The sequence below is a fragment of the Parasutterella sp. genome, assembly GCF_057870745.1.
Genome location: NZ_DBMALT010000004.1, coordinates 32,879 through 58,456 on the forward strand (window position 1 = coordinate 32,879; position 25,578 = coordinate 58,456).

The 25,578-nt window shown below is 52.0% G+C and carries 23 protein-coding genes; 13 read left to right on the forward strand and 10 right to left on the reverse strand.

Annotated features, from left to right (window positions below; all coding sequences use genetic code 11):
- Complete coding sequence (gene ptsP / locus ACZND6_RS02035; protein ID WP_489524345.1) at positions 1 to 1,809, forward strand: phosphoenolpyruvate--protein phosphotransferase; 1,809 nt, start codon at positions 1 to 3, stop codon at positions 1,807 to 1,809.
- Positions 1,799 to 2,458: a UPF0149 family protein gene (locus ACZND6_RS02040; protein WP_489524346.1), complete on the forward strand. Its 660-nt coding sequence runs from the start codon at positions 1,799 to 1,801 to the stop codon at positions 2,456 to 2,458. Before ptsP ends, ACZND6_RS02040 begins: the two co-directional genes overlap by 11 nt.
- Here the strand turns inward: ACZND6_RS02040 and ACZND6_RS02045 are convergent.
- Genes ACZND6_RS02045 through ACZND6_RS02055 form a run of 3 tightly spaced genes read right to left on the reverse strand, consistent with a single transcriptional unit; the run spans position 2,455 to position 5,323 of the window.
- Positions 2,455 to 3,858 carry an AmpG family muropeptide MFS transporter gene (locus ACZND6_RS02045; protein ID WP_489524347.1) on the reverse strand — a complete coding sequence of 468 codons (1,404 nt, stop codon included), beginning with the start codon at positions 3,856 to 3,858 and terminating at the stop codon, positions 2,455 to 2,457. The genes ACZND6_RS02040 and ACZND6_RS02045 overlap by 4 nt on opposite strands.
- Positions 3,855 to 4,550 (reverse strand): pseudouridine synthase, encoded by a 696-nt coding sequence (locus ACZND6_RS02050; RefSeq protein WP_489524348.1) that lies wholly within the window; start codon positions 4,548 to 4,550, stop codon positions 3,855 to 3,857. Before ACZND6_RS02050 ends, ACZND6_RS02045 begins: the two co-directional genes overlap by 4 nt.
- The gene (locus tag ACZND6_RS02055) at positions 4,547 to 5,323 is read right to left on the reverse strand and encodes an exodeoxyribonuclease III (protein ID WP_370749158.1); all 777 of its coding nucleotides are present in this window, start codon (positions 5,321 to 5,323) and stop codon (positions 4,547 to 4,549) included. Before ACZND6_RS02055 ends, ACZND6_RS02050 begins: the two co-directional genes overlap by 4 nt.
- A gap of 165 nt (positions 5,324 to 5,488) precedes the next feature.
- Between ACZND6_RS02055 and pyrE the strand changes: the two genes are divergently transcribed.
- Positions 5,489 to 6,166, forward strand: a complete 678-nt coding sequence (gene pyrE / locus ACZND6_RS02060; protein WP_370749160.1) for an orotate phosphoribosyltransferase — start codon at positions 5,489 to 5,491, stop codon at positions 6,164 to 6,166.
- Positions 6,167 to 6,222: 56 nt separating this feature from the next.
- Here the strand turns inward: pyrE and gatB are convergent, their stop codons facing one another.
- From gatB to gatC, 3 genes are read right to left on the reverse strand one after another with little or no spacing between them, the layout of a single operon-like run.
- A complete protein-coding gene (gatB, locus tag ACZND6_RS02065) occupies positions 6,223 to 7,671 on the reverse strand; it encodes an Asp-tRNA(Asn)/Glu-tRNA(Gln) amidotransferase subunit GatB (protein ID WP_489524349.1) in 1,449 nt (482 codons plus the stop codon).
- Positions 7,672 to 7,685: 14 nt separating this feature from the next.
- Positions 7,686 to 9,143, reverse strand: coding sequence for an Asp-tRNA(Asn)/Glu-tRNA(Gln) amidotransferase subunit GatA (gatA, locus tag ACZND6_RS02070; protein ID WP_370749164.1), 1,458 nt, complete (start codon positions 9,141 to 9,143; stop codon positions 7,686 to 7,688).
- 1 nt (position 9,144) lies between these two features.
- Positions 9,145 to 9,432: an Asp-tRNA(Asn)/Glu-tRNA(Gln) amidotransferase subunit GatC gene (gatC, locus tag ACZND6_RS02075; RefSeq protein WP_370749166.1), complete on the reverse strand. Its 288-nt coding sequence runs from the start codon at positions 9,430 to 9,432 to the stop codon at positions 9,145 to 9,147.
- A 178-nt stretch (positions 9,433 to 9,610) separates the two neighbouring features.
- On the opposite strand from gatC, the gene ACZND6_RS02080 reads away from it, so the two are divergent.
- From ACZND6_RS02080 to ACZND6_RS02115, 8 genes are read left to right on the forward strand one after another with little or no spacing between them, the layout of a single operon-like run.
- Entirely contained in the window at positions 9,611 to 10,657 is a 1,047-nt protein-coding gene (locus ACZND6_RS02080) for a rod shape-determining protein (RefSeq protein ID WP_008810283.1), read from the forward strand.
- A gap of 18 nt (positions 10,658 to 10,675) precedes the next feature.
- Positions 10,676 to 11,590, forward strand: coding sequence for a rod shape-determining protein MreC (gene mreC, locus ACZND6_RS02085; protein ID WP_370749168.1), 915 nt, complete (start codon positions 10,676 to 10,678; stop codon positions 11,588 to 11,590).
- Positions 11,587 to 12,117, forward strand: a complete 531-nt coding sequence (mreD, locus tag ACZND6_RS02090; RefSeq protein ID WP_489524350.1) for a rod shape-determining protein MreD — start codon at positions 11,587 to 11,589, stop codon at positions 12,115 to 12,117. Before mreC ends, mreD begins: the two co-directional genes overlap by 4 nt.
- Positions 12,118 to 12,125: 8 nt before the next feature.
- Positions 12,126 to 14,111: a penicillin-binding protein 2 gene (mrdA, locus tag ACZND6_RS02095; protein WP_489524351.1), complete on the forward strand. Its 1,986-nt coding sequence runs from the start codon at positions 12,126 to 12,128 to the stop codon at positions 14,109 to 14,111.
- On the forward strand, positions 14,108 to 15,271 hold the full coding sequence (gene rodA / locus ACZND6_RS02100) for a rod shape-determining protein RodA (RefSeq protein WP_370749173.1): 1,164 nt from the start codon (positions 14,108 to 14,110) through the stop codon (positions 15,269 to 15,271). The genes mrdA and rodA overlap by 4 nt, the downstream gene beginning before the upstream one ends.
- A gap of 27 nt (positions 15,272 to 15,298) precedes the next feature.
- Entirely contained in the window at positions 15,299 to 16,453 is a 1,155-nt protein-coding gene (locus ACZND6_RS02105; RefSeq protein ID WP_370749174.1) for a septal ring lytic transglycosylase RlpA family protein, read from the forward strand.
- A 5-nt stretch (positions 16,454 to 16,458) separates the two neighbouring features.
- Positions 16,459 to 17,871: a M20/M25/M40 family metallo-hydrolase gene (locus ACZND6_RS02110; protein ID WP_370749175.1), complete on the forward strand. Its 1,413-nt coding sequence runs from the start codon at positions 16,459 to 16,461 to the stop codon at positions 17,869 to 17,871.
- Between the two features lie 8 nt (positions 17,872 to 17,879).
- A complete protein-coding gene (locus ACZND6_RS02115; protein ID WP_293737503.1) occupies positions 17,880 to 18,086 on the forward strand; it encodes a hypothetical protein in 207 nt (68 codons plus the stop codon).
- Between the two features lie 63 nt (positions 18,087 to 18,149).
- Here the strand turns inward: ACZND6_RS02115 and ACZND6_RS02120 are convergent, their stop codons facing one another.
- Positions 18,150 to 18,413, reverse strand: a complete 264-nt coding sequence (locus ACZND6_RS02120; protein ID WP_022099990.1) for a hypothetical protein — start codon at positions 18,411 to 18,413, stop codon at positions 18,150 to 18,152.
- Positions 18,414 to 18,460: 47 nt separating this feature from the next.
- Positions 18,461 to 19,984: a threonine ammonia-lyase, biosynthetic gene (ilvA, locus tag ACZND6_RS02125; RefSeq protein WP_293737504.1), complete on the reverse strand. Its 1,524-nt coding sequence runs from the start codon at positions 19,982 to 19,984 to the stop codon at positions 18,461 to 18,463.
- Positions 19,985 to 20,141: 157 nt separating this feature from the next.
- Between ilvA and ACZND6_RS02130 the strand changes: the two genes are divergently transcribed.
- Complete coding sequence (locus tag ACZND6_RS02130; protein ID WP_489524352.1) at positions 20,142 to 24,050, forward strand: DUF3683 domain-containing protein; 3,909 nt, start codon at positions 20,142 to 20,144, stop codon at positions 24,048 to 24,050.
- Entirely contained in the window at positions 24,047 to 24,469 is a 423-nt protein-coding gene (locus ACZND6_RS02135) for an HIT family protein (protein WP_293737506.1), read from the forward strand. The genes ACZND6_RS02130 and ACZND6_RS02135 overlap by 4 nt, the downstream gene beginning before the upstream one ends.
- Here ACZND6_RS02135 and coaD read toward each other — a convergent pair.
- Together coaD and rsmD are read right to left on the reverse strand one after the other, a co-directional pair.
- The gene (gene coaD, locus ACZND6_RS02140; RefSeq protein ID WP_293737507.1) at positions 24,450 to 24,947 is read right to left on the reverse strand and encodes a pantetheine-phosphate adenylyltransferase; all 498 of its coding nucleotides are present in this window, start codon (positions 24,945 to 24,947) and stop codon (positions 24,450 to 24,452) included. The two genes, ACZND6_RS02135 and coaD, sit on opposite strands and share 20 nt — an antisense overlap.
- Positions 24,944 to 25,528 carry a 16S rRNA (guanine(966)-N(2))-methyltransferase RsmD gene (rsmD, locus tag ACZND6_RS02145; protein ID WP_293737508.1) on the reverse strand — a complete coding sequence of 195 codons (585 nt, stop codon included), beginning with the start codon at positions 25,526 to 25,528 and terminating at the stop codon, positions 24,944 to 24,946. The genes coaD and rsmD overlap by 4 nt, the downstream gene beginning before the upstream one ends.
- Positions 25,529 to 25,578 lie beyond the last annotated feature (50 nt).

Here is a 25,578-nt window from a genome sequence, read left to right on the forward strand (position 1 = left end):
ATGAGTGAAAAGCTTGTGTCTCAACGACAGGAGCTGAGAGGGGTCGGCGTTTCGAGCGGTATCGGCTTCGGACACGCCAGAGTGATGCAGACTTCTTCTCTGCAGGTTCCCCGCTACTCGGTGACTGCCGAAGATGTCAGCAAAGAGGTGAGCCGCTTTAAGAAAGCGGTGGGCTCTGTCAGCAGAGAGCTCGATCAGATGATTCGGCGTTCTCCTAAAAAAGCGCCTAAAGAAGTTAAAACTTTTCTTGAAGTCTTCAAACTTCTGGTCAATGATTCAACGATGTTTGAAGACGTATCGGACCGGGTTAAAACTCAGCTCATCAATGTCGAGTGGGCGCTGCAAAAGCACCTGGAAGATACGCTGAAACTATTTGACAGCCTTACGGATGCCTACTTAGCCGAACGCAGCGACGATATCGTTCATGTTGTCCGCAGACTGCAGGAGGAGCTGACCGGAGAACGCCGCAAAATCCAAGAAAAAGTGCGTAATGCTCAGTCGGAAGTGATTTTGGTGACGAATGACCTTTCGATTGCCGACGTGATTTGGCTGACGGAATACGAAGAGCTGGATTTAGTCGGTATCGTCACGGAAAAGGGCGGTCCGACTTCTCATACGGCTCTTTTATCTCAAACGCTCTTTATTCCTGCCGTCGTGGGTGTGGCCGGAGCGGTCTCCGTTATTAAAAATAATGATCGTATTTTTGTAGATTCCAACAGCGGTCAAATCATCTGCAATCCGACATCTGCAGAAATTAAGGAGATCGAACGGAACGTCAAAGCTCAGGAAAAGAAGTATTCGCAGCTCTATCGTGCACGCCGCCGAGTGGCCGAAACGAAAGACAAGTTCCGAGTTACTCTGAAGGCCAACGTGGCCATGGTCTCAGGACTTGATGAGATTTTGCACCTAGGTGCTCAGGGCGTAGGTCTGTTTCGCAGCGAGTATTTATTCATGGGGCGGGACAATCTCCCGGACGAACGGGAGCAGATGGAAAGCTATCGAGAGCTGATTGACACGATGGCCGGGCGTCCGGTCACCATCCGTACGATCGACGTCGGCGGAGACAAGCTGCTCAATGCCGAAGCAAGAAAGCGCAACTATTTTTCAGGTGCGGAAAAAGAAGATAATCCTGCGCTGGGTTTGAGGGCGATCCGTTTTACCCTGGCGAATCCGAATCTTTTTATCACGCAGATTCGAGCGATTCTTCGAGCTGCTTACGGTGCGGACGTGCGCATTATGCTGCCGATGATTTCGAGTCTGCAGGAAGTGCAGGAAGCCAAACGATACATAGAACTTGCCAAGACGCAGCTCCGAGAAGATAAGCTCGACTTTAATGAATCCGTGCCGGTGGGCATCATGATTGAACTGCCCGCGGCCGTGATTTGTGCCGAGGAGCTCCTCAGCGAAGCAGATTTTGCCTCCCTAGGTACCAATGATCTCATTCAGTACACACTTGGCGTTGATCGCGGAAATCCTTCGGTGGCTCCGCTCTACGACGAATGTCATCCGGCAGTGCTTAGATTAATTCGTACGGCGGCCAAGGCAGCCCAAAAACTGGACAAACCGATTTCAATTTGCGGCGAGATGGGCGGACGCCGAGAGATGGTGCCTTTCTTCGTCGGTCTTGGCATTAACGAGCTCTCAATGGTGCCGATGCAGATACCGATTGTGAAGGAAATGATAAGGTCTCTGAAACGGAGCAGCTGTCAGAGGCTGACATTGAAGCTTGTAAAATCCCGAGACAGCGGGGAAGTTCGCAAGCTGTTGGATCAATTTACAGAAAAAGGAGCAGAGGAAAATGTCGGATAAGTCGAATGCCGTCACCGATGATGAATTTGTCGAGACGGATGAGTTATTAGCTTCTATTCCGGTGGAAGCAGAGGCAATGGATTTAGCCGAAGCCGACGGTTTTATGACGGCGGTACAGCTGCTCCCTAAAACGCCGGAAACCAAGGATTGGCTGCCGCATATTTTGTCGACGGTGGGAGCAAAGGACGCGGGGACCGGAAGTCCGGAGAGCGACAAACGGCTCAGAGCTTTGCTTCTCAAACGTTTCTATCAGATCGGAGACCAGCTGGCCGGAGCGGTACCGCTGGACCCCGTTTATTTTGAAGCAGAAGATGAAAAAGGCCGCCCTCTGACCGGCAAAGCCGCAATTGAAGCGCTTGAGCCGTTTGCATTGGGTTTCCTGGAAGCCGCGCAAACCTGGCCCGGCATCTTAGATACCAATTCGCGTGCCGTCGCTCGTTCTCTGCACGGTGTTTTACGCCATCTGCCCGAAGAAGCTTTGGGTGATTTTGCTCAGGTCAAGACTGTTCTCGACAAAGACGCACCTTTAGAAGACCTTCCCTCTGCTTTGTCCGATATGGTGAGCTGTCTAGCCGAAATCGCTCATGAAACAAAGGGGTATGACCTGCCGGAGCTGAATGAGCCGGAAGACGGAGAAGAGAAAGCCTAATTTTTATCGGAAGGCTGCTGTCTCGATAGATAGCCGATGATCGGAATCAAAACGAGAACCGGGACACCGAGCGCAGCCGTCAGGATAAAGAAGTTTGAGTATCCGAAACTCTCGACCAACACGCCCGAGAAGCCTGCAAGAAATTTCGGCAGGATCAGCATGATGGAAGAAAAAACTGCATACTGAGTTGCGGAGTATTGTACGTTCGTGAGTCCCGACAGGTAGGCAATAAAGGCAGCGCTTGCGAGACCTCCGGAGAGGTTGTCTGCGCTGACGGTAAATACCAGAAAAGGAAGGCTGTGGCCGATGCCTGCCAGCGCAGAGAAGAGCAGGTTGGTGCCGGCAGACAGCAGCGCCCCGATAAAGAGCGTTTTCAGAATGCCGATTTTTAGCACCACGATGCCGCCGATGAATGTTCCGACCAAGGTCATCACGACGCCGAAGATCTTAGAGACAGCGGCAACTTCTTCCTTGGTAAAACCCATATCACGATAGAAAGGGTTGCTCATCACACCCATCACAACGTCACTGATCCGGTATGTTGCGATCAGAAGCAGGATGGCAAGGGCGTGCCAGCGATACCGGTAGAAGAAGTCTGCAATCGGTCGAACGCAGACAAAGCCGAACCAGCCGATAACCTTAGCGATAGAACGAGGAAGTAAAGGATGGCGGAGGGTAAAGGCGTGAACGTGGTGACGCATTTCCTCCAGCTGACGCAGTTTAGATTTCTCATCGGAAGCGTTCGGCGACGGGGAGAGCAAAGTGGTTGCCAGACCAACGCCAATCGAAGCGGCCATGATGAGATAGGCCCAGGTCCAGCCGGTCTGATCATAGACGCCGGACGGAGCCGATTGGAAAAAGGCCGCCAGAGCAAAAGCGCCGGCGCCGGCCCAAATCATTGCAAGCCGATATCCGGTCTGATAAGTTGCCGCTAAAGCGCCCTGAAGATCAGCAGAAGCGCTTTCGATGCGGTAAGCGTCCAGAGAAATATCCTGCGTTGCCGAGCAAAATGCCGTGAGCAGCGCAAAGGCGACGATCTGAGGCATATGCGTCTGCGGATTAGAGAAGGCCATGCCGGCGAGCGAAATAATCAGCATCACCTGAGAGAGGGCGAGCCAAGCCCTGCGCTGACCTAAATGCTCGGATAACCAAGGGAGCTTGACGTTGTCGACAAGTGGGGCCCACAGCCATTTACAGCCGTAAACCAATCCGACCCAGGAGAGGAATCCGATCGTCTTGAGATCAATGCCAGCTTCGCGCAGCCAAAAGCCGAGCGTGCCCAGCACCAAGAGCAACGGCAGTCCCGCAGAGAATCCCAGAAAGAACATTCTGAGGCAAACGGGCTTGAGGTAAACCTTGAAGTCCGAAAATCGACTCTGCAGCTTTGAAGACTGAATCATGCGCTAATTTCCTTAGCGGATTTGACCCAGGTCCATTCACCCGGTTTCAAGCCTTCCGGAAGAGAGAGGTTTCCAAAACGAATTCGTTCCAGTGCGACGACACGATTGGACACTACAGCCATCATGCGCTTGACCTGGTGATATTTACCCTGCGTAATGCCGAGATCAATGACGAGTTCGGAGACTTTTTCGCAGCTGACGGCTTTCACGATATCCGGAGAGTCTGCGAGCTGCACGCCTTTAAGGAGCTGAGCGATCTGCTGTTTGGTGACCGGATGCTTAAGCGTGACACGATAGATTTTAGAGACGTGTTTTTTAGGATGCGTGAGCCGATGAATCAGTTTTCCGTCATCGGTCAGCAGAAGCAGTCCCGTTGTATCTTCATCGAGACGGCCGACAGGCTGGACTTTCCTCACACGCAAAGGCGGAGGCAGCAGCGAGAGCACACTCGGATGATGAATGGGCTTTAAAGAACATTCGTAGTGCTCGGGTTTGTTCAGCAGAATGATGGCTTTTTCAAAGAAAGGCCACTTAACTCCGTCGACTTCAAACGTAAGATTATCGGTCGGAATGTCCTCGTCAGGATCGGTCACGGCGATGCCGTTGACATGAAAACGTCCTTGAACGATAAGGCCCGTACATTCGTGACGGGTTCCGAACCCTTGGGAGAAAAGAATTTGTTCAGCAATCATTGCAAATTAAAGTCATAGACGACGGTAAGCGGGGCGTGATCGGAGAAGCGCTCGTCTCGATAGATATTGGTTTCTTTCGCGGCGGAAGCAATCGCCGGCGTTGAAAACTGATAGTCGATTCTCCACCCGACATTATTGATCCTGGCGCGTCCTCGGTTGCTCCACCATGTGAAGCGATCCGGGCGCGGGTCCAGGCGCCGGAAGACATCCTGCCAGCCTTCACTAAGCCGATCCGTGATCCACTGACGCTCTTCCGGAAGGAAGCCGGAATTTTTCAAATTACCTTTCCAATTTTTAATATCAATTTCTTTATGCGCGATGTTGAAGTCGCCGCACAAGACAACATTTCGTCCGTCACGCAGCAGCTCATCTAAGCGGCCTTTGATGACGTCAAGAAAGCGGAATTTTGCCTGCTGGCGTTCCTCAGAAGAGCTTCCTGAAGGGAAATAAATAGAGACGACGATTAAATTATTAAAGCGGGCTTCAACATATCGTCCTTCGCGGTCAAATTCTTCGTTGCCGAATCCGATAATGACTTCATCCGGTTTTTTCCGGGAAAGGATCGCGCAGCCGGAATAGCCTTTCTTTTCGGCGCAGTGGACGTAACGATAAAAAGTACCGTCCAAATTAATCTCGTCCGGTACTTCATTCGGCTGAGCTTTTAATTCCTGGATACAGACGATGTCAGCATCCTGTTTTGCTAGCCAGAGATGAAAGCCTTTATTGACAGCACTGCGGATGCCGTTGGTATTGATGGTGATGATCTTAAGCACTTGCCGGTCCATTTTTTCAGAATATCTAATCTTACCGCGGTCAAGAGAAATGTCGGTCTCCAAGAACCGTACTCTGAGGAAAAGAATTTCGAACCGATTGTTTTTGCGTAATATGCCTCGCTAGAATATCGGCCACTTAAGTCTTAATTTCTCGGTGACTTCATTATGTCCAGCATTCAGCATAAATTTATTGAGTTTTGTATTGAATCCAAAGTATTAAGGTTCGGAGAATTTAAAACTAAGGCCGGCCGCCTGTCGCCCTATTTCTTCAATGCGGGTTTATTTAATACCGGTGCCATGCTCTCAAAACTTGCGGACTTTTACGCCCGCACTTTGATCAAGGCCATGGAAGAAGGGCGTATCGAGTGCGACATGATCTTCGGACCGGCATATAAAGGCATTACCTTGGCCGCTGCAGTTGCCATGAGAATGGCTGAACTCGGATACGATCTGCCTTTTGCCTATAACCGTAAAGAAGTCAAGGATCACGGCGAAGGCGGAAATACCGTCGGAGCCCCGATCAAAGGTCACGTTGTGATCATCGATGACGTGATCTCTGCCGGTACGTCGGTCGGAGAATCCGTCAAAATCATTGAAGCCTGCGGCGCTCATCCTTCAGGTGTTCTTTTGGCTTTGGATCGCATGGAATGCGCCGGTACAGCAGAAAAAGTGGCGGACCGCTCGGCAGTAGAAGACGTCAAGGAGCGCTACGGCATGCCTGTCGTCGCAATTGCAGACCTGTCCGACCTGATGTCCTTCCTTAAAGAGACAAAGGATCCGGAACTCTCCGTCTATCAAAGCGCCATCTCTGAGTATCGTCGTAAATACGGCAGCAATCACTAAAAGGTGAAAAACAAACAGGACGGCGATGCCGTCCTGTCTGTCAATGAGAAAAAGGTTTACTGAGCCAGTTTCGCTCTCAGGATTTCATTAACCTGAGCGGGATTGGCTTTTCCTTTGGTGGCTCTCATAGTTTGACCGACCAATGCATTGAAGGCTTTTTCCTTGCCGGATTTGAATTCGGCAACCATCTTCGGATTAGCTGCCAGAACTGCATCAATCGCAGCTTCAATGGCGCCGGTATCCGAGATCTGTTTCAAGCCGAGCGATTCGATCAGCGCGTCGACATTGTCGCCTTTGTGCTCCCAGATGGCGGAGAAGACCGTGCGGGCACCCTTCTGATTGAGGGTTCCGTCGCTCATTCGATTGAGGATTTGGCCGACCTGTTCTGCCGATACCGGGCACTCTTCAATCGTGAGCTCGGCAGCGTTCAGCTTGGCCAAGACTTCGCCGCGGATCCAGTTCGCGACGGTCTTCTTATCTTTCACATTCGCAGCAGCCGTTTCGAAATAGACGGTGAGCGGACGGTGAGAAGTCAGCTGAATCGCATCGGCTTCGTTAATACCGTATTCCTGGATCAGACGGTTCAGAGCAGCGCCGGGCAGTTCCGGCATGGTGGCTCTGACCTCGTCAATCCATTCGTCCGAAATTTCCAGCGGCTGCAGATCGGGATCCGGGAAATAGCGATAATCCATGGAATCTTCCTTGGTTCTCATTTCTCGGGTTTCGTCATTGTCCGGGTCATAGAGGCGAGTGGCCTGAACCACTTTTCCGCCTTCGGAGATCAGTTCGATCTGACGGCGAACTTCATAGTCGATTGCGGCCTGCAGGAATTTAAAACTGTTGAGGTTTTTAATTTCGCAGCGGGTGCCGAATTCTTTCTGTCCTTTCGGGCGTACGGAAACGTTGGCATCGCATCTGAAGTTGCCTTTCTGCATGTCGCCGTCGCTCACGCCGATCCAAGTCACCAACTCATGCAAAGCACGGGCATAGGCCACGGCTTCGGCCGAGCTGCGCATCTCCGGCTCACTCACAATTTCGAGAAGTGGAGTACCGGCACGGTTCAAGTCGATGCCTGTCTTCCCGTGAACGATGCCATGAACGCTCTTACCCGCATCTTCTTCCAAGTGTGCGCGGGTCAGGTGAACGGTTTTTGCGTATGTTGTACCGTCGGGATTTTCTACCTGGATTGTCAGTTCGCCGCCGATGACGACGGGATGTTCGAACTGGCTGATCTGATAGGCCTTCGGAAGGTCAGGGTAGAAATAGTGTTTACGGTCAAAAACCGAACGGTTGGCGACTTTAGCGTTGATGGCCAAGCCGAAGCGGATCGCTTTTTCGACGGCTTCGCGGTTGAGCACCGGAAGGCAGCCAGGGAGGGCCAAGTCGATCGGGCATGCATGAGTGTTCGGCTCTGCGCCGAAGGCTGCAGACGCTCCGGAAAAGATTTTAGATTTAGTGGACAGCTGGACGTGTGTTTCCAGTCCGATAACAACTTCCCATTCCATTTTGTAATCCTTTCTTAGTATCCGGCGGGGACAGCCTTATGCCAATCGGTGACGTTCTGATAGGCGTGGGCAGTGCGGAGCAGACGAGCTTCCTTGCATTTCGGAGCAATCAGCTGGAGGCCGAACGGAAGGTTATCCGGGCTCATACCGCAGGGAACGCTCATGCTCGGAAGACCGGCGAGCGATCCGGGGACGGTGTAAAGGTCGCTCAGGTAAAGAGAAAGCGGATCGCTCTTGTCGTCGAAGCGGAAGGCAGCATCGGTGGAGACCGGAGCGGCAATCACGGCGCAGTTTTCTGCGAAGAGATGATCGAATTCTTCGGCGATCAGACGGCGAACCTGCTGAGCCTTAATGTAGTAAGCGTCGTAGTAGCCGTGAGAAAGAACATACGTGCCGATGAGAATACGGCGCTTGGGTTCGGGGCCGAAACCTTCGTCGCGGCTCTTCTTGATCATGTCGAGCAGGTCGGTGTAGTTCTGGGCACGGTGACCGTAGCGAACGCCGTCGAAGCGGCCGAGGTTGGAGCTCGCTTCTGCCGGAGCAATGATGTAATAGACCGGGACGCCTAAGTCGGCTTTTTCCAGTTTGATGTCAACGAGAACGGCGCCGAGGTCTTCATAAACTTTTAATGCGGCGTAAATAGAGTCTCTCAGCGCGGGAGCGGCTTTATCGATCCATGCACGCGGGACACCGATGCGCAGACCTTTGACTCCGTCATTCAGGCCGATTGTCAGGTCTTCCGGCGGCAGTTCAATGCTGGTGGAGTCGCGCTTATCAAAACCGATCATCTGAGAAAGGACCAGAGCGCAGTCTTCCGCTGTTTGAGCGATGACGCCGGCGGTATCCAAACTGGAGGCAAATGCAATCATGCCCCAGCGGCTGGGACGGCCGTATGTGGGCTTAATACCGGTGACGCCGCAGAAGGCTGCCGGCTGACGGATTGAGCCGCCGGTATCCGTTGCGGTCGCTGCTGGAGTCAGTCGAGCAGCCACGCAGGAAGCGGAGCCGCCGGAAGAGCCGCCTGGGACGACATGTTCGTTCCAGGGGTTGAAGGTTTTTCCGTAGGCGCTGTTGGCAGTGGTAGAACCCATTGCGAATTCATCGCAGTTCGTTTTGCCCAGGCAGACGAGTCCGGCTTCCTGAATGCGTTCTACAACGGTGGCGTCAAACGGACTCATGTAGTTTTCGAGCATTTTGCTCGCGGCCGTGCTCGCCCAGTTACGGGTGACAAAAATGTCTTTGTGTGCAATGGGAACGCCCGTTAAAGGAGAAGCCGTACCTTCTGCGATTTTACGGTCAGCGGCTTCGGCTTCTTTCAGAGTGACTTCCGGACGGACGTCCAGGAATGCATTTAAGGATTTTTTGTCCTCGATTTTGTCGAGATAAGCCTGAGCGATTTCTTTTGCAGAGACTTCTTTTTTAGAAAGAAGAGCGCTCAACTCTGCCACGGAGGCATGTGTAAGTTCTTTCATGCTAATCGATAACTTTTGGTACTAAGAATAAACCGTCCATTTCGTCGGGAGCGTTCTTCATATTTTCCTCTCGGCGATTGTGTTCGGTGACATCATCGGGACGGAGTCTTTGAACACCACCGAAAGGGTGAGGCATGGGAGCGACACCGGTTGTATCGACAGACTGAATCTGCTCGACCATGGAAAGAATGTCATTAAGCTCGCCCATGAGCTTCTTAGCACTCTCTTCGGACAAATCGATACGTGCGAGATCGGAGATGCGTCGCACGTCATTGATAGTAAGTGACATGGATTTCCTGCAAAAGTGGATGCCCCGAAAAGTCTTGTTTCTGCAAGTAACAAGAAACTCTTTCCCGGACTCTAAAATACCTTTTTTAGTCTATCATTTACGTTTGCCTTACGTGTTGCTAAAAGCAGTAAAGGCAGTTACCAAATATGTGCCAAAGAGAGGCGGCAAGGGGAATTTGATGTTCGGCAGTATTAGAAATTATTTTTCTAACGATTTAGCAATTGACTTGGGTACGGCAAATACTCTCATTTATTGCCGAGGCAAGGGAATGGTTCTCAACGAACCGAGCGTGGTTGCAGTCCGCACCGACAAAAGCAATTCGGGCAAACTCGACGTACGCGCAGTGGGTCAGGAAGCTAAAAATATGCTCGGACGCGTTCCCGGAAATATTGATGCTATTCGCCCGATGAAAGACGGTGTGATTGCTAATTTCACCGTTACCGAGCAGATGCTCAAAAGCTTTATTAAGAAAGTGCATACCCCGAGCATTTTCACTCCGCGCCCCCGCATTGTCATTTGTGTTCCCTACGGCTCTACTCAGGTTGAACGCCGCGCGATTAAAGAAAGCGCAGAAGCCGCCGGCGCCAAACAGGTTTATCTGATTGAAGAGCCGATGGCTGCCGCACTTGGAGCCGGTCTTCCCGTCAGTGAAGCCGCAGGTTCCATGGTTATCGATATCGGCGGCGGTACGACCGAAGTCGGCGTGATTTCCCTTGGCGGTATTGTTTACGCCTGCAGCGTTCGCGTGGGCGGCGACAAATTTGACCAGGCCATCATTGACTACATTCGCCGCAACTACGGCATGCAGATCGGCGAGCCCACTGCAGAACGAATCAAAAAAGAAATCGGTTCTGCTTTCGTTTCCAGCGAAGTCAGGGAATTTGAAGTCAAGGGCCGCAACTTGGCAGAAGGGGTGCCCCGTTCCTTCACGATTTCCAGCAACGAAGTACTGGAAGCTTTGACCGAGCCTCTGAATCAGGTGGTAGGAGCTGTTAAAAAAGCGCTCGAACAGACGCCTCCGGAACTCGGTGCCGATATCGCGGTTCGCGGTCTGATGCTGACAGGCGGCGGTGCACTGCTGAAAGACCTGGATCGCCTCCTGATGGAAGAAACCGGCCTGCCGGTCGTCGTTGCCGACGATCCTCTGAGCTGTGTTGTCCGCGGCTGCGGCATTGCACTTGAAGGCATCGGTAAGATCGAAGATTCTATTTTCTGCTTCGGTTAATCTGACCGATCAAAAGGTATGGTCGGGCCGTCAAAACACCTGAAGTTTAATGCGCCCCGCGCTTCTTCGTTCACGAGCTTCGGTTTTTTTGTCGCGATCTCGGTGTTGATGATGGTTGTCGACCATCAAATGCAGGTAATGGAGCCTGTGCGCTCTGGTTTTGCTTGGGTTGCAGACTGGATTCATAACGGCGTTGCCTCTCCGGCGCGCGGAGTCGATTTTGCCGACAGTTACCTGCGTTCCAAATCTTCCTTAATCGCTCAAAACGAAGAGTTGAAAAAGCGCCTCGCAGAAAGCGAGATGCAGCGTTACCGCATGGGTACGCTGAGCGAGGAGAACCGCGTTCTCAAAGAGATGCTTCAGCAGAAAACGCTGTATACGGCTAAAACCGGAATGTTTGAAGTTCGCCGCGCTCTTTTCGACGGTTTCACGCAGCGTTATCAAATTGACGGCGGATCCAACGACGGCCTCGAGGTTGGTATGCCGGTCGTGACAGAAGCCGGCTTGGCCGGTCAGCTCATTCACGTTGCCCCGAATTCCAGTCAGGTGCAGCTGATTCAGGATAAAAATCAGGAAGTGCCGGTTCTGTTCACCAATTCTCATGTGCGCGGCATTGTTCGCGGAAGCGGCGACGGCTCGACGCTTCAGAGCCGCGATCTCCCTTTCTCCGACAAGATTAAAGTCGGGGAGAAAGTTGTTACCTCCGGTCTTGACGGCATTTATCCGAAAGGAATTCCCGTCGGCGTTGTGACGAAAGTGGAGCCGGGCGACTCCGGCAGTTACGTCAACGTGACGGTATCTTCTCCTAAATCCATCGGTACCAGTGAATATGTCCTTGTCCTCTATGTGGACACTAAAGTTGAGCAGCCGGATCTCGATGAGGCGGAAGAAAGTGCTGGCGACGGTCAAGTCAGAAGGAAGCCGAAAAGATGAGCGAGTTCTCTAAGGGCTTCAAAAGCCGTCGTCCCAACAAGTCTTTTTACGACCCCGCGTTTGCATCGGGCTGGTGGGTATATGGAACTTTAATCCTGTCCTGGTGCCTGGATCTGCTGCCTCTGTCGCACCTGCCTTACTTTCCGAGCTTTTTAGTTCTGACGCTGGTTTTTTGGTCTATCCATCAGCCGAATCGCATCTATTATTGGCTGGCCTTTGTTTTCGGACTTCTGACGGACGCAGATACCGGCGCCGTGTTCGGACAGCACGCGCTGACTTACTGTATGGTGGTTTTCTTTACAGAATTGATGAGCGTACGCTTGAGCTGGTTAAGCAGTATTGCGCAGTCTATCTCGCTGATTCCGATTTTTTATATCCCCGCGCTTCTTTTGACGATCGAAGCATTTTGTTTCGGGAACGGCTTCGGGCCATGGTCTGTTTTTGCCCAAGGTTTGTTATGCGTCGTATTTTGGCCGGCTTGGTGCTGGCTCCTCGCACGCCGATGGGTTCCTAATTACGGGGCTTAATCCTCACCATGGAACGACGCAACCTCGAGCTGGAGCAGAAATTTAGAAAACAGTTCACGCGCAGATGCTGGTTTTTTCTGCTCGTGACGATTCTGCTTTATTTAATTCTTGCCAGCCGCTTTGCCTATCTGCAGATTTTCCAATACGACGAGCTCGTGACGAAGGCCGAAGCGAACCGTAAGACGGAGACGGCTCATCCGCCCCGCCGCGGGATCATTATGGACAAAAACGGGGAAGTTTTGGCTACGAATGACCCGATCTACACCTTGGAAATCACGCCGGCCAAAACCCCTAACTTTAATCAGACGATCAAAGAACTTCAGAAGGTTATCTCCATTTCCAAGGGAGACATTCGCAGATTCAATCGTCTCAAGGATGAACTGCCCCGTCTGAGTCCGGTTCCGGTGAAGACGAATCTGACCGATGAAGAAGTCGCTCGATTTACCGCTCAGACCTGGCGGTTCCCGGGCGTTGAAGTTCGTTCTCGCATGCATCGTTCTTACCCGGCAGGAAAGGACGCGGCGCACGTTGTCGGCTATATCGGCCGAATCTCTCAAAGAGATCAGACAAGGCTTGAAGAAAGCGGCCGCGGAAACGACTACACGGGAACGCTGAATATCGGCAAGACAGGAATCGAACTTTCATACGAAGACGTACTCCACGGTAAGCCCGGATTTGAACAAATCGAGGTACGTGCCTCCGGTCGTCCGATTCGTTCGCTTTCGATGACGCAGCCGCAAAGCGGCAATAATCTTGTGTTGACGCTGGACATGGGACTGCAGCGGGAGATCATGAAGGAGCTCGGAGATCGGCGCGGTACGGTGATCGTTATCGAACCGGCAACGGGCGACGTCTTGGCGTTTGTTTCCAATCCCAGTTTCGACCCGAACCTCTTTGTTGACGGAATCGACCAGGAGACGTGGGACAATCTTAATCAGGACGAAGATAAGCCGCTCATGAATCGTGCCTTGAGAGGCACCTATCCGATCGGTTCAACGTTTAAACCTTTCATGGCCTTGGCCGCTTTGGAAATGAAAGTCCGCGACCCCAAACGTGTGATCAATGACAACGGACACTTCCAGCTGGGAAATCATGTGTTCCGAGATTCCACTCGCGGCCGCGGCTACGGGCCGGTTGATATGCACCGTTCGATCGTCGTTTCCTCCGATGTGTACTACTACTCGCTGGCACAGGACATGGGCATCGACAGGATTCATGATTTCATGAAGCCGTTCGGCTTCGGGCAGATCACGGGCATTGATTTAGTCGGAGAGGCCCGCGGTATTCTTCCGTCGCGGGAATGGAAGCAAAGGCGCTTTAAGCAGCGCTGGGCCCAGGGAGACACGATCTCTATCGGCATCGGACAAGGCTATAACGCATTTACCATCCTTCAGCTTGCGCATGCCGTGGCGACACTGGCTAATGACGGCATCGTCATGAAGCCCCACCTGGTCAAGAAAATCATCAATTCAAAGACCGGCGAAGAAGAGATTGTGGCGAAAAATCCCGTCGACGTTATTCCGCTGAAAAAAGAAAACGTCAACTTTATTAAACGCGCCATGCAGGATGTGACGCAGAAGGGAACCGGCAGAGCGATTTTTGCCGGCGCTCCTTATACGGTCGGCGGCAAGACGGGAACCGCGCAGGTTCTCGGCATCAAACAGGGCGAAACTTACAACAAAAATAAAATTAAAGAACGTCACCGCGATCATTCTTTGTTTATTGCTTTTGCGCCGGTTGATAAGCCCAAAATTGCGCTTGCGATTATGGTCGAAAACGGCGGCTTCGGAGCGGCAGCGGCGGCACCGCTGGCTCGGAAGATCTTGGATTACTACCTGGTTGAACAGAACAAGGATAAAGGCGTCGCCGAAGAGACAGGAAAAGAAAAAGTGCAGCAGACTAAGGCTCGCAGCACAGCAGTGAAGAAGACGGCAAAGCCGGGTGAAAAAGCTCAGACGGCAGCCGCAGGTACGGTAAAGGGTAAAAAAGAATGAACGCACATACACGTGAACCTTTCCACATCCGTATCCTGAAAGGACTGCTTGGGATCATCTGGTCGATTGACTGGCCGTTGATGGTGATCGTACTGATTCTGAGCGCTTGGGGTTTTGTGGCACTTTATTCGGCCGGATACAGCTTTCCGTGGCGAATTGACGGTCAAATCCGCAACCTTGCGGCGGCCGGGGCAGCGATGATGCTCTTTGCGACGATGCCGCTCAAATGGACGAGAAATCTGGCTGCGCCGGCGTATGTTGTCGGACTCGTGCTTTTGGTTGCGACATTGCTTTTCGGCGTTAACACCAAAGGGGCAACGCGGTGGCTCGATATCGGTGTGATTCGCATTCAACCGTCGGAAATTATGAAACTGGCAACTCCGCTGCTGATTGCCTGGTATTTCCAGCTCCGCCTAACGGCCCAGGAAGGCGTTCTTAAATGGTGGGACTATTTGGTTGCTTTTGGCATGCTGGCGCTTCCGGTCGCATTGATTTTGAAGCAGCCGGACTTAGGTACCTCCATTCTTGTGCTGGCGTCAGGTTTTGCAGTGATTTTCTTTGCCGGTCTCAGCTGGAAGTTTTTGCTGCTGCTGGTTTCAGGCGTTTTGGTTGCGCTGCCGATAGTTTGGAATTCGCTTTATGACTATCAGCGACAGCGTGTGCTGACGCTTCTGGATCCGAGTTCCGACCCGCTCGGAGCCGGCTTCCACACGCTGCAGGCGATCATCGCCATCGGTTCGGGCGGAATGACAGGCAAAGGCTGGATGAACGGGACGCAGGCCCATTTGGATTTCATTCCCGAGCGCACCAGTGACTTCTTATTTGCTGTTTTTTCCGAAGAATTCGGTTTTTTCGGAGACATCTGTCTTTTAGGCCTTTACACTCTTTTGATTATGAGAGCGCTGTACATCGCTTCCGTGGCTAATACCGTCTTTGAACGTCTCTTGGCTTGTGCGATTGCAACGATCTTCCTCATTTATTCCTTCGTGAATATGGGAATGGTGAGCGGCATACTTCCGGTAGTAGGTGTCCCGCTGCCATTTATGAGCTATGGCGGAACGGCATTGCTGATTCTCGGAATCTGCTGCGGTCTGCTGATGAAAATCTCAGCACAGCGGCGAATCAAAGTTTCTCTGTACGGCGACGACTACCGTTCTTGATTGAACAAAAACGACTGAAGAGCTCTTATGAATGTAAGAATCCTCGGGGTGTGCGCGGCTGTCTGTGTGTTTCTTGTCAGCGGCTGCAGTACGCAGAAAAACAGCGGTAAATACTACGATCGAGACGGTCCTCCCAAGGATTGGGAGACCTTCGGCATGAGTCGTGCCGATGCCGTGCCCAAAGTTGAAAAACCGATCGCTGCGACAAACCGGCCCTATACCGTTATGGGGAAGAGGTATGTGCCGATGACCGGGGATAAGCCGCTGACTCAAGTCGGATACGGCTCTTGGTACGGCAAACAATTCCACGGAAAAAAGACTTCGACGGGCGAAATCTACAATATGTACGAAATGTCCGCGGCGCACACCACGATGGAACTTCCGAGTTACGCGCGGGTCACCAACCTGGAGAATGGAAAGTCCGTGATTGTGCGCGTCAACGACCGCGGGCCGTTCCTGCACAGCCGTGTTATTGACCTGTCTTACGCCGCAGCAACAAAACTGGACTACGCAGGAAAGGGAACTGCGCGCGTAAAAGTAGAACGAATTACTCGCGCACAGATTGCCTCCGGCAAGTGGAAGAAGGGAAGTCCTTTGTTGACGACGGTTCTCGCGGCAATCCCGAAGGATAAGAAGGAAACTTCGTCTCCCGTCGGGGAACGTAAAGATCCGGGAGAAGCGCTGATAGAAGCTTTAGCTACGCAGAGCGGCAACTTGATGGAAAGCCCGTCTCCGGTCACCGCGGATAAGGTTGAAATTGAAAAAGCCGCAGTGCCGAGTTCGGATCGCCATCTTATTCCTGAAGGTGTGTACACCGTTGCCGGGGCAGACAGTACGACGACACTGGGAACGTTCGAAAATGAGATTCGCGAGGAAGTTATCCACTCCATTAGGGAGCAAGCTTCCGACGAAAAACAGAAGCTCAAAGGCAGCGGGACGGTCCCTCTGGGGAACTATGCCGTGCAGCTCGGCGTGTTCCGCTCTGAGGCCAATGCTATTGCTCTGAAGAAGCGTTTCATCGAAACTCTCGGCGATAAAATAGGCTCCGAAGTCAGCATCCGCTCGACAAACGGTTTGTACAAAGTCGTTGCCGGTAAGTCCATGACCGAACAACAGGCCAAATCTGCTGTGGCGATTATTCGAGATGCGTTGAACATCAAAGCGTTTACTTTGAAGGAATAGAGTTCATGCTGGAGAAAATTTATAGCGAAGTAACTCGTGAATGGGATACTTCAGTGGAAGAAGCGCTTAAATCTTTTATCAGACTTCCGGCGCTTTCGCCCGATTTTGATAAAAAATGGGAAGATAACGGCGTTCTTCTAAAAGCCCTTGTGGAAGCGCAAGCTTGGGCAGAGAAACAAGGCATCAAAGGCCTTCGCTGCGAAATTATTAAAGACGACGGGCATACACCGTGCCTCTTTGTAGAGGTAGATGCAACTTCGGATAAAAAGTTCGAACGCTCCGTATTCTTCTACGGTCATTTAGACAAGCAGCCGCCCAACGAAGGCTGGGATCCTGATAAAAGTGCCTGGGAGCCTGTCATTCAAAACGGTCGTTTGTACGGACGCGGTGCCGTCGATGACGGTTATGCCTTCTACACCTCTTTGGCCGCAGTGAAGGCTCTGCAGACGTTAGGAATTCCTCATCCGCGCTGTGTCGGCTTGTTTGAAACCTGTGAAGAGTCTTCCTCCCGCCACTATGAATCCTATTTAAAAGAAGCCGAACAGAAGCTTGGAGATATCGGACTCGTGATCGCTTTGGACAGCTGCTGCGGTGATTACGACAGACTTTGGGTGACCTCGTCGCTCAGGGGCATGCTCGGAGGAACGATAGAGGTTCGAACCCTGAATGTCGGCGTGCATTCCGGAGAGGCAAGCGGAATCGTTCCGGAAAGCTTCATGATTGTTCGCCGCCTGCTGGATCGTATTGAAGACAGCAGGACCGGCGAAATTATCCCTAAGGTTTTCCAGACGAAGATTAGTGAGGAAATTCACAAACAAAATGTCGGTGTTGCGGAGAGCTTGGGCGATCGCATTTTTGCTTCCTATCCATGGCACGGAAAAACCGAGCCGCTGACAAAAGATGCCTGCGAAGCCTTGTTAAACCGCAGCTGGCGACCGGAATTAACGGTTACGGGTGTGAACGGAATACCGTCGGTTGAGAACGCCGGCAATGTCATGCGTCCCTACACCACAGTAAAGATCGGTATGAGACTTCCCCCCGATGTGGATGCAGAAAAAGCTTCCGCTGCGCTGGAGGAAATTATCACGGCCGAACCGCCCTTTAATGCCGATGTGAAGTACGTTCCTACCGTGGCAAGCAACGGCTGGTCTGCCAAAGCTTCGGCTCCGTGGATTACGAAAGCGTTCGAGAATGCTTCCGAGGCCTATTGGGGCAACAAACCCGCCTACATGGGGCTCGGGGCTTCCATCCCTCTGGTGAAACTGTTCTCGGAGAAATGGCCTCACGCTCAATTTATGGTGTCGGGTGCTTTAGGTCCGAACTCCAATGCACACGGTCCCAACGAGTCGCTGCATATTGAATACTGCAAGAAACAGACGGCCTCGGTGGCATATTTGATTTCGCAGTATGAGGAGTAATCAATCAAATGAGAAGAGATGTTGTGACCCAGGTCATTGTGGAGTATCCCAGCGGCTGCGAAAACTTTGCAACCCGTCTGGAGGCCGAACGGTTTATTAACGCGAATCTGGAGGAAGAGGAGCCTGTGGCTGTCTGGGTCGAAGAAGTCAACGGCAAAAAGAAATACGATCTCCATTTTGCGGAAGAAAACGGAGAAATCCACATTGTGGATTAAGGCTTGAGTGCAAGAAAAAACGCCGGTCGTCGGCGTTTTTTCTTGCAGAGAATCTAACGGCTTCTATTCTCGATTCCAGTTGCGGGCAAATTTCCGAAGGGAACCGACAATGTAGCCTGCCTGATAGGAGCGAGCCTGCAGAGCCTTGATGGCGCCTTCGATGTCAATTCTCGGAAGGCGTCCCTCAATGTAGTTTTTTATTTCGTCGCGAAGAACGTCTTCCGGCGGTCGTTGCTGCATCTGCGACATGACATTTAGAGCTGCTCGGGCTTCCGGAGGAAGTCCCTGCATGACTCTGTCTACATTTTCCTTGTTTGTCAGGCTCATATTCAGTCCGCTGCGGGAAGCGGGGGGCGCCCCGCTTCGTCCATCTACTATCCTAAGAACAGTTTATAAGCGGGATTGTTCGTTTCTTCAACGTAGGAATACCCGAGGTTCTTCAGGAATTCGTCAAAACGGCCGTAGTCCTCTTCAGGAACCTGAAGACCGGCCAGGATGCGGCCGTAGTCAGCACCCTGGTTTCGATAATGGAACATCGAAATATTCCAATTCGAACCTGAGGAGTTCAGGAACTTAAAGAGTGCACCGGGTCTTTCCGGGAACTCGAAGCGGAAGACGCGTTCGTTGGTAGCTAGTTTGGAGTGGCCGCCTACCATGTAGCGAAGGTGCATCTTGGCGAGTTCATTTTCCGTAATGTCTAATGCCGGAAGTCCCTGGTCTTCAAATAACTTCTTGATTTCGGCGGCTTCGCTTCGATGTTCGGTCTGGATGCCGACAAAGATCTGAGCATCGGTTGCGTCCGAAATACGATAGTTGAACTCTGTGACGTTGCGGCTGCCTAAGAGCGAAATAAGCGAGCGGAAAGAATTCTTCTTTTCAGGGATCGTGACAGCAAAAAGCACTTCGCGGTGTTCACCGAGCTCAGCGCGTTCTGCAACGAAACGCAGGCGGTCAAAGTTCATATTGGCGCCGGAAAGAACTCCGACGAAGGTCTGGTTCTTGCAGCCGTTCTGCTTGATGTAGTGTTTAATGCCTGCGACGGAGAGGGCACCAGCAGGTTCAAGAATGCTTCTCGTATCCTGGAAGACGTCCTTGATCGCGGCACAGACTTCGTCGGTGTCCACGAGCACGATACCGTCTACGAAATTCTTGCAAAGCTCATAGGTCTCCTTGCCGACGAGTTTGACCGCCGTGCCGTCGGAGAAGAGACCGACATCAGGAACTAAAGTTCTTTCTCCGTTTTTAAGGGACTGGTTCATGCTGTCCGAGTCATAGGTTTGGACGCCGAAGACCTTGATATTCGGGTAGAGCGCTTTAACGTAAACGGCGACGCCGGCAAGCAGTCCGCCGCCTCCGACGGGAACGAAGATCGCGTCAATATTGCCGTTGGCGTTTTGAGCCTGACGAATAATTTCCATTCCGACGGTGCCTTGGCCGGCAATCACATCCGGATCATCGAAGGGCGGTACGGGAGTCAAGCCTTCTTTTGCCTGAAGTTCTTCTGCGTAAGCAGCTGCGTCGCTAAAGGACTCGCCGAAGAGAACGACTTCGCCGCCTAATCTGCGGACCGTGTTGATTTTGAGGGCCGGCGCCGTAATCGGCATGACAATGACAGCTCTGCAACCGAGTTTGCTGGCGGCAAGGGCGACGCCCTGGGCGTGGTTGCCGGCACTGGCGGCAATGACGCCGCGTGCGCGCTGTTCCGGCGTGAGATTTGCCATCTTGTTGTAAGCGCCTCTCAGCTTGAAGCTAAAGACGCTCTGGAGGTCTTCGCGTTTTAAAAGGATTTTGTTTTCGGTGCGGGCTGAAAGGAGCTTTGCCTGCTGCAGCGGTGTTTCCTTGGCCACATCGTAAACATGGGCTTTGAGGATTCGTCGAAGATATTCTTGCTCTAACATGTCGACTGGGATATGAAAAGTGGTTGAAGATTACTTAAACATACCACCTCAACCCATTGAATTTGAAAAAGACGAGTTAGGTTTATTACTTGGATGAAAAAATCTTGCACAATGTAGATTCTGATAACCAGCCGTAAGCCGATACCAACGAAGAACCATGGCCGAAAAGATTGAACTGCAAAATCGTTTAAGAGAGATTCCTTATAACTACACCTCGTTTGCGGATAAGGATATTGTGACGCGGCTGCTTGGCAAAGAGGCCTGGCAGCTGTTAAACGAACTTCGCGTGTCGGGAAAGCCGGGACGATCCGCTCGAATGCTTTACGAAGTTCTGGGTGACGTTTGGGTCATCCAAAGAAATCCTTACCTTCAGGAAGACATGCTGTTTAACAAGAAACGTCGTGATCTTCTGATTGAGGCGCTTTATCACCGAATTAATTCGATTCGTGAGCAGCTCCCGACGCTCGATGAGGTCTCAGCGGGAAAAGTCGCAGCTCTGATGGAGACTGCACTGGTGATGATTGAAAAATTCAAGGGCTCCTTTGAGCGTTCCTGGGATCTTCGCCGACTGGTTATGAAGAAGCTGAAGAAACACACTCGCGCAGACAATATTCGTTTCGACGGTTTTTCGAGAGCCAGTCATGTAACGGATGCGACTGACTGGCGTGTCGAATATCCTTTCGTAGTCATTTATCCGGACTCTGAAGATGAAGTGCAGGGGATCGTTAAAGCGCTGATCGATCTTGATTTTGTGATTATTCCCCGCGGAGGCGGCACCGGGTATACCGGTGGTGCAGTGCCTCTGCATTCTCGCTCTGCTGTTATTAATACCGAAAAACTGAACCGCATTTCGGATGTAGAAATGCGCAAACTCGAAGGCCTCGATAAAGAAGTGGCGACGATTCAGGCCGGCGCCGGCTCCGTGAATAAGAAAGTTGCAGAGAAGGCCGCGTCCGAAGGCTGGGTTTTCTCGGTTGATCCGAACTCCAACTATGCCTGTACGATCGGCGGAAACATCGCGGAAAACGCCGGTGGCAAGAAGGCCGTCCTTTGGGGTACAACAGTTGACAACGTGTACTGGTATCGAATGGTTGATCCCGATGGAAACTGGCTGGAAGTGACACGCGTAAACCACAATCTCGGCAAGATTCACCTGCAGGAAGATGTGGTATTCGAAGCGGTGTGGAAACAAGGAAACAAGTCTCCGGAGAAGGCGCCGATCATCCGCAAAAAGACATTCCGTCTCAAAGGACCGAAGTTTAGGACGCCGGGCTTGGGCAAGGATGTAACGAACAAGTATTTAGGCGGTCTGCCCGGTCTGCAGAAGGAAGGCTGTGACGGCATTATTACCTCGGCCCGCTTCATTCTTCACAAGATGCCGGCCTGCACTCAGACCGTCTGTCTGGAGTTTTACGGTGCCGCCGGCAACGCCGGTCCGGCGATCTATCAAATCTCTCAGCTCTTTGATTCCCATCCTGAGGGCGTCATGCTTGCCGGTTTGGAGCACTTGGATGATCGTTATTTGCACGCGATTAATTACGCGCCGAAGAGCGGACGCGGAATTTATCCGAAGATGGTGATTGTCGGAGACATCATCGGCAACGATGACGCGACGATTTCCAAATACGTCGAGGAAGTTAAGAAAATCGCGATTGCCGGCAACGGCGATACCTTTGTGGCGAAGACGCCCGAAGCCCGCCATCAGTACTGGGCCGAGCGCTCTAAGACATCGGCGATCTCAAAGCACACTAACGCCTTCAAACTTAACGAAGACGTCGTGATCCCGCTGGATAAGATCGGCGAGTATACGGACGCCTGCGAACTTTTCAATATTTGCTGTTCCATTCGCAACAAGCTGGAAATGCTCAATGCGGTCGCCACGTATTTAGGCGGTCCGATCAAGCTCGGCAAACTTGCCGTTTCGTCCGAAGGCTACACCGAGAAAGAACTTTTGGCCCAAAAACTTCCGCTTGCCATGGCGCTGCTACGAAAAGTTCATGACGAATGGGAGTACGTCCTCAATCACCTTCACACACCGGCAAAAGAGGCGCTCGAAGCACTTGAGCAGCTCGGTCGCCGCTGTGAGGCGGAGCTGCCGGAGAATCTTGATGATTTAACGCTCCTGGATCTGGTCCAAAACCATTACTTGCGGATCTCCTGGAAGAAAGAAGTCCTTCGAGAACTCAACGATATCTACGCAGGCGATGCCTTTGAAGCAGTAAGAAGTGAGATCGTAAAGATTCACGATCGAGTGTTGAGAGGCCGAGTCTTTATTGCTCTTCATATGCACGCCGGCGACGGTAATGTGCATACCAATATTCCGGTGAACTCCGATAACGTGGAGATGATTAAGACCGCCAATGACGGCGTGGCCTATGTCATGGAAGTCGCTAAAAAGTTAGGCGGCGCGATTTCCGGCGAGCACGGTATCGGTATGACGAAGATTTCGTTTGTCGAACCGGGGCAGTTTGATGAGTTCTACAAATATCTGGATGAGGTTGATCCACACGGTCGATTCAACCGAGGGAAGCTGCGTCCGGAGGCGAATCTGTCGATTGCCTACACACCCAGCTTCAATCTGTTAGGGCATGAGTCCTTGATCATGCAGAAGAGCGAAGCCAAGCAAATTGCCGATGAGATTAAGACTTGTCTTCGCTGCGGCAAGTGCAAGCCTGTTTGCACGATGCATGTTCCAAATGCAAACCTGCTCTATTCGCCGAGGAACAAAGTCATTGCGACTTCGCTTCTTTTGGAAGCATTCCTTTATGAAGAACAAACCCGCCGCGGCGTTTCTCTGAAACATTTCACTGAGTTCGGAGACGTGTCGGACCACTGCACGATCTGCCAGAAATGCCAGAAACCGTGTCCGGTGAAGATTGATTTCGGACACGTCACCATGCTGATGAGAGATATGCTGCACGGTCAAGGCAAAGAACGTTTTGATCCGGCGAAAGCGGCCGGACTGAAGTTCCTCGAGCTGGAGAATCCTCTGGCCGTTCGTGCTATGCGCAAAGGCATGGTGGAATACGGCTTTAAGGCACAGCGAATCGCAGCAGACGCTCTGAAATTCACAGCAGCCAAGAGCCTGAAGCATCCCGGATTCAGTACCGGATGTCCGACTCTGCGTGAAGAAGTTATCCATTTAGTGAACCGAAAGCTCCCTGAAGACAAAGTTCATACCACGGCGCGCCGTCTGCTCGACATTGAAGAGTCTACTTACATCCCGGTGATCAAGAACAAGGAGATTGTCAGTCCCAAGTCCGGAAGGGAGTCCGTGTTCTATTTCCCCGGCTGCGGTAATGAAAAGCTCTTTAGTCAGGTCTCGATTGCAGTATTGGGAATGCTTTATGACATGGGCGTGCAGATCGTCCTTCCGCCGGGTTACCGCTGCTGCGGCCACCCGCAGAAGGGCAACGGATTGAGTAAAAAAGGCGACGATATCGTGACGCGTAATCGCGTGCTCTTCCACCGTGTTGCCAATACGCTCAACTATGCGGACATCTCCACGGTTCTGGTGAGCTGCGGCACCTGCCTGCATCAGCTGAAGGAATACAACTTTGAATCCATTTTCCCGGGCTGCCGAGTGATGGATATTCATGACTATCTGGCCGAAAAAGGGATTAGCGTGAACGGCGCCTACAACACCCGCTACATTTACCACGATCCTTGCCACACGCCGCTGAAAGAAGGTGTTCCTATTGAAACGGTCAATCGCCTGATTCATCCTAAGGACGGTTCTAAAGTGGAGCTGTCCGAGCGGTGCTGCGGAGAAAGCGGCACATTTGCGGTTTCTCGCCCGGATATCGCCAGTCAGGTGAGAACGGCTAAAGAGCTGAGTCTGAACCAAGCCGCGGACAAGCTGAAGGGGGATCGTTTCTCAGGCAAGATCAAAGTACTGACGGCATGCCCGGGTTGTCTGCAGGGTATGAACCGTTACTCTGAAGCGACACATACAACCGCCGAGTTTTTTGTGGTCGAAATGATGCGCTCTAAGTACGGCGACAATTGGCTGTACGAGACGGTGAACAAGCTGAAAGACGGCGGAATTGAGAAGGTATTGTTATGACGCAAAACTGCCCCCTTTGTGCTCCCGAAGGCGAGCACGCCGTAGTCGCAAACGACAAATTTCGAATTATTCGCGTGGATGATCCGGAGTTTCCGGGTTACTTCCGACTGATTTGGCAGGACCATGTGAAAGAGGTTTCCGACTTAGGTCCCGAGGATCGGCTCATCATGTGGGACGCTCTGACGCAATTGGAAGAGGCGATTATCGATTCGATGTCGCCCGAAAAGGTGAATTGGGCGCAGTTCGGAACAATGGTGCCGCATCTGCACTGGCACCTGATTCCGCGATTCAAGGATGATGCTGCATTCCCGGACAGCTACTGGAGTCCTCGAAAGAGAAAAACCGATCCTAAAGTTCTGACACAGCGCGAGCAGGATGCTCTGAGGTGCGAAGCGCTTATTAAACAGAGGTTTGCTTAAGTTCGCTGCGTTTCTTTTCCAGGGCGGCAAGGATGTTTTGAGGAACAAACCCGCTGACGTCGCCGCCCATCATTGCAATCTCTCGGACAAAGGTTCCGCTGATGAACTGAAACTGCTCTGCGGGCGTGAGGAAGATGGTTTCAACCTCGGGCATGAGTTTCTGGTTCATTCCCGCCATTTGAAATTCATATTCAAAATCGCTGACGGCGCGGGCGCCTCGAACGATACACGTCGATTCGTGTCGACGTACAAAATCGACCAAAAGGCCGTCGAAACCCATCACTTCAACGTTCGGGAAACCTTTGACGGATTCTTTGGCCATTTGTACCCGTTCTTCCAAAGTAAAGAGCGTGTGTTTTCTTTTGCTTTCGGCAACTGCAACAATGAGCTTCGGAAAAATCCAGCAGGCACGGCGAATCAGGTCTAGGTGGCCGTTAGTCAGGGGATCAAAGGTCCCGGGATAGGTTGCAGTAATCATGACGGGTTCTCGGATTTTTGAGCTAAAAGCATATGGCTGGTGCCGGCTTTGAGACGGCGGATCGCACTGAGAGACAGGGAAGTCAGAACTTCATCTGAAATTTCCTGAGGTGACTCAACGTACACTAGTCCCTCCGAAGCAAGCATGGGCACACAGCGTTTCAAGGCTTTGAGCTGAAGGTCAGCCGCGAAGGGCGGATCGATAAATGCAAGGTCGTATGGAGCAAAGTCAGCGATACGGACGTCTGTAAGAGCGTTGCCGACAATGACTGTCAGTCCTTCAGCATGGAGTTTTTCGGCCGTTTGCTCGATGAACTGCGCTGCGCGCCGGTTGGTTTCGCATAAAACAGCCCGGCTGCCGTCGCGGCTCAGGAATTCGAAGGACAAGGCGCCGGAGCCTCCGAACATGTCTAAGGCGCTGCGGCCCTCGAAGCCTCCGAGGAGAAAGCTCAGCCAATTGAACAGCGTTTCGCGCTGGCGGTCGCCGGTGGGCCTAAGACCGTCGGCATTCAAAACGGGGATATTTGTGCGTTTCCAGCGTCCCCCGATGATCCTAACTTTACCGCTGTTGCTTGCCGGCATTGCTAAACTCTCGTGTTGAAATAATTGAATTTTATTCAAAACGTACGCCA

Coding starts and splice junctions, on each gene's coding strand:
- ACZND6_RS02050 (WP_489524348.1), bottom strand. CDS start 4,550: ATGATTGCTGAACAAATTCTTTTCTCCCAAGGGTTCGGAACCCGTCAC.
- ACZND6_RS02080 (WP_008810283.1), top strand. CDS start 9,611: ATGTTCGGCAGTATTAGAAATTATTTTTCTAACGATTTAGCAATTGAC.
- gatB (WP_489524349.1), bottom strand. CDS start 7,671: ATGGAATGGGAAGTTGTTATCGGACTGGAAACACACGTCCAGCTGTCC.
- ACZND6_RS02135 (WP_293737506.1), top strand. CDS start 24,047: ATGACGCAAAACTGCCCCCTTTGTGCTCCCGAAGGCGAGCACGCCGTA.
- ACZND6_RS02040 (WP_489524346.1), top strand. CDS start 1,799: ATGTCGGATAAGTCGAATGCCGTCACCGATGATGAATTTGTCGAGACG.
- rodA (WP_370749173.1), top strand. CDS start 14,108: ATGAACGCACATACACGTGAACCTTTCCACATCCGTATCCTGAAAGGA.
- ACZND6_RS02120 (WP_022099990.1), bottom strand. CDS start 18,413: ATGAGCCTGACAAACAAGGAAAATGTAGACAGAGTCATGCAGGGACTT.
- rsmD (WP_293737508.1), bottom strand. CDS start 25,528: ATGCCGGCAAGCAACAGCGGTAAAGTTAGGATCATCGGGGGACGCTGG.
- ACZND6_RS02130 (WP_489524352.1), top strand. CDS start 20,142: ATGGCCGAAAAGATTGAACTGCAAAATCGTTTAAGAGAGATTCCTTAT.
- ilvA (WP_293737504.1), bottom strand. CDS start 19,984: ATGTTAGAGCAAGAATATCTTCGACGAATCCTCAAAGCCCATGTTTAC.
- gatC (WP_370749166.1), bottom strand. CDS start 9,432: ATGTCACTTACTATCAATGACGTGCGACGCATCTCCGATCTCGCACGT.
- mreD (WP_489524350.1), top strand. CDS start 11,587: ATGAGCGAGTTCTCTAAGGGCTTCAAAAGCCGTCGTCCCAACAAGTCT.
- ACZND6_RS02105 (WP_370749174.1), top strand. CDS start 15,299: ATGAATGTAAGAATCCTCGGGGTGTGCGCGGCTGTCTGTGTGTTTCTT.
- ACZND6_RS02115 (WP_293737503.1), top strand. CDS start 17,880: ATGAGAAGAGATGTTGTGACCCAGGTCATTGTGGAGTATCCCAGCGGC.
- ptsP (WP_489524345.1), top strand. CDS start 1: ATGAGTGAAAAGCTTGTGTCTCAACGACAGGAGCTGAGAGGGGTCGGC.
- pyrE (WP_370749160.1), top strand. CDS start 5,489: ATGTCCAGCATTCAGCATAAATTTATTGAGTTTTGTATTGAATCCAAA.
- ACZND6_RS02045 (WP_489524347.1), bottom strand. CDS start 3,858: ATGATTCAGTCTTCAAAGCTGCAGAGTCGATTTTCGGACTTCAAGGTT.
- coaD (WP_293737507.1), bottom strand. CDS start 24,947: ATGATTACTGCAACCTATCCCGGGACCTTTGATCCCCTGACTAACGGC.
- gatA (WP_370749164.1), bottom strand. CDS start 9,143: ATGAAAGAACTTACACATGCCTCCGTGGCAGAGTTGAGCGCTCTTCTT.
- ACZND6_RS02110 (WP_370749175.1), top strand. CDS start 16,459: ATGCTGGAGAAAATTTATAGCGAAGTAACTCGTGAATGGGATACTTCA.
- mreC (WP_370749168.1), top strand. CDS start 10,676: ATGGTCGGGCCGTCAAAACACCTGAAGTTTAATGCGCCCCGCGCTTCT.
- mrdA (WP_489524351.1), top strand. CDS start 12,126: ATGGAACGACGCAACCTCGAGCTGGAGCAGAAATTTAGAAAACAGTTC.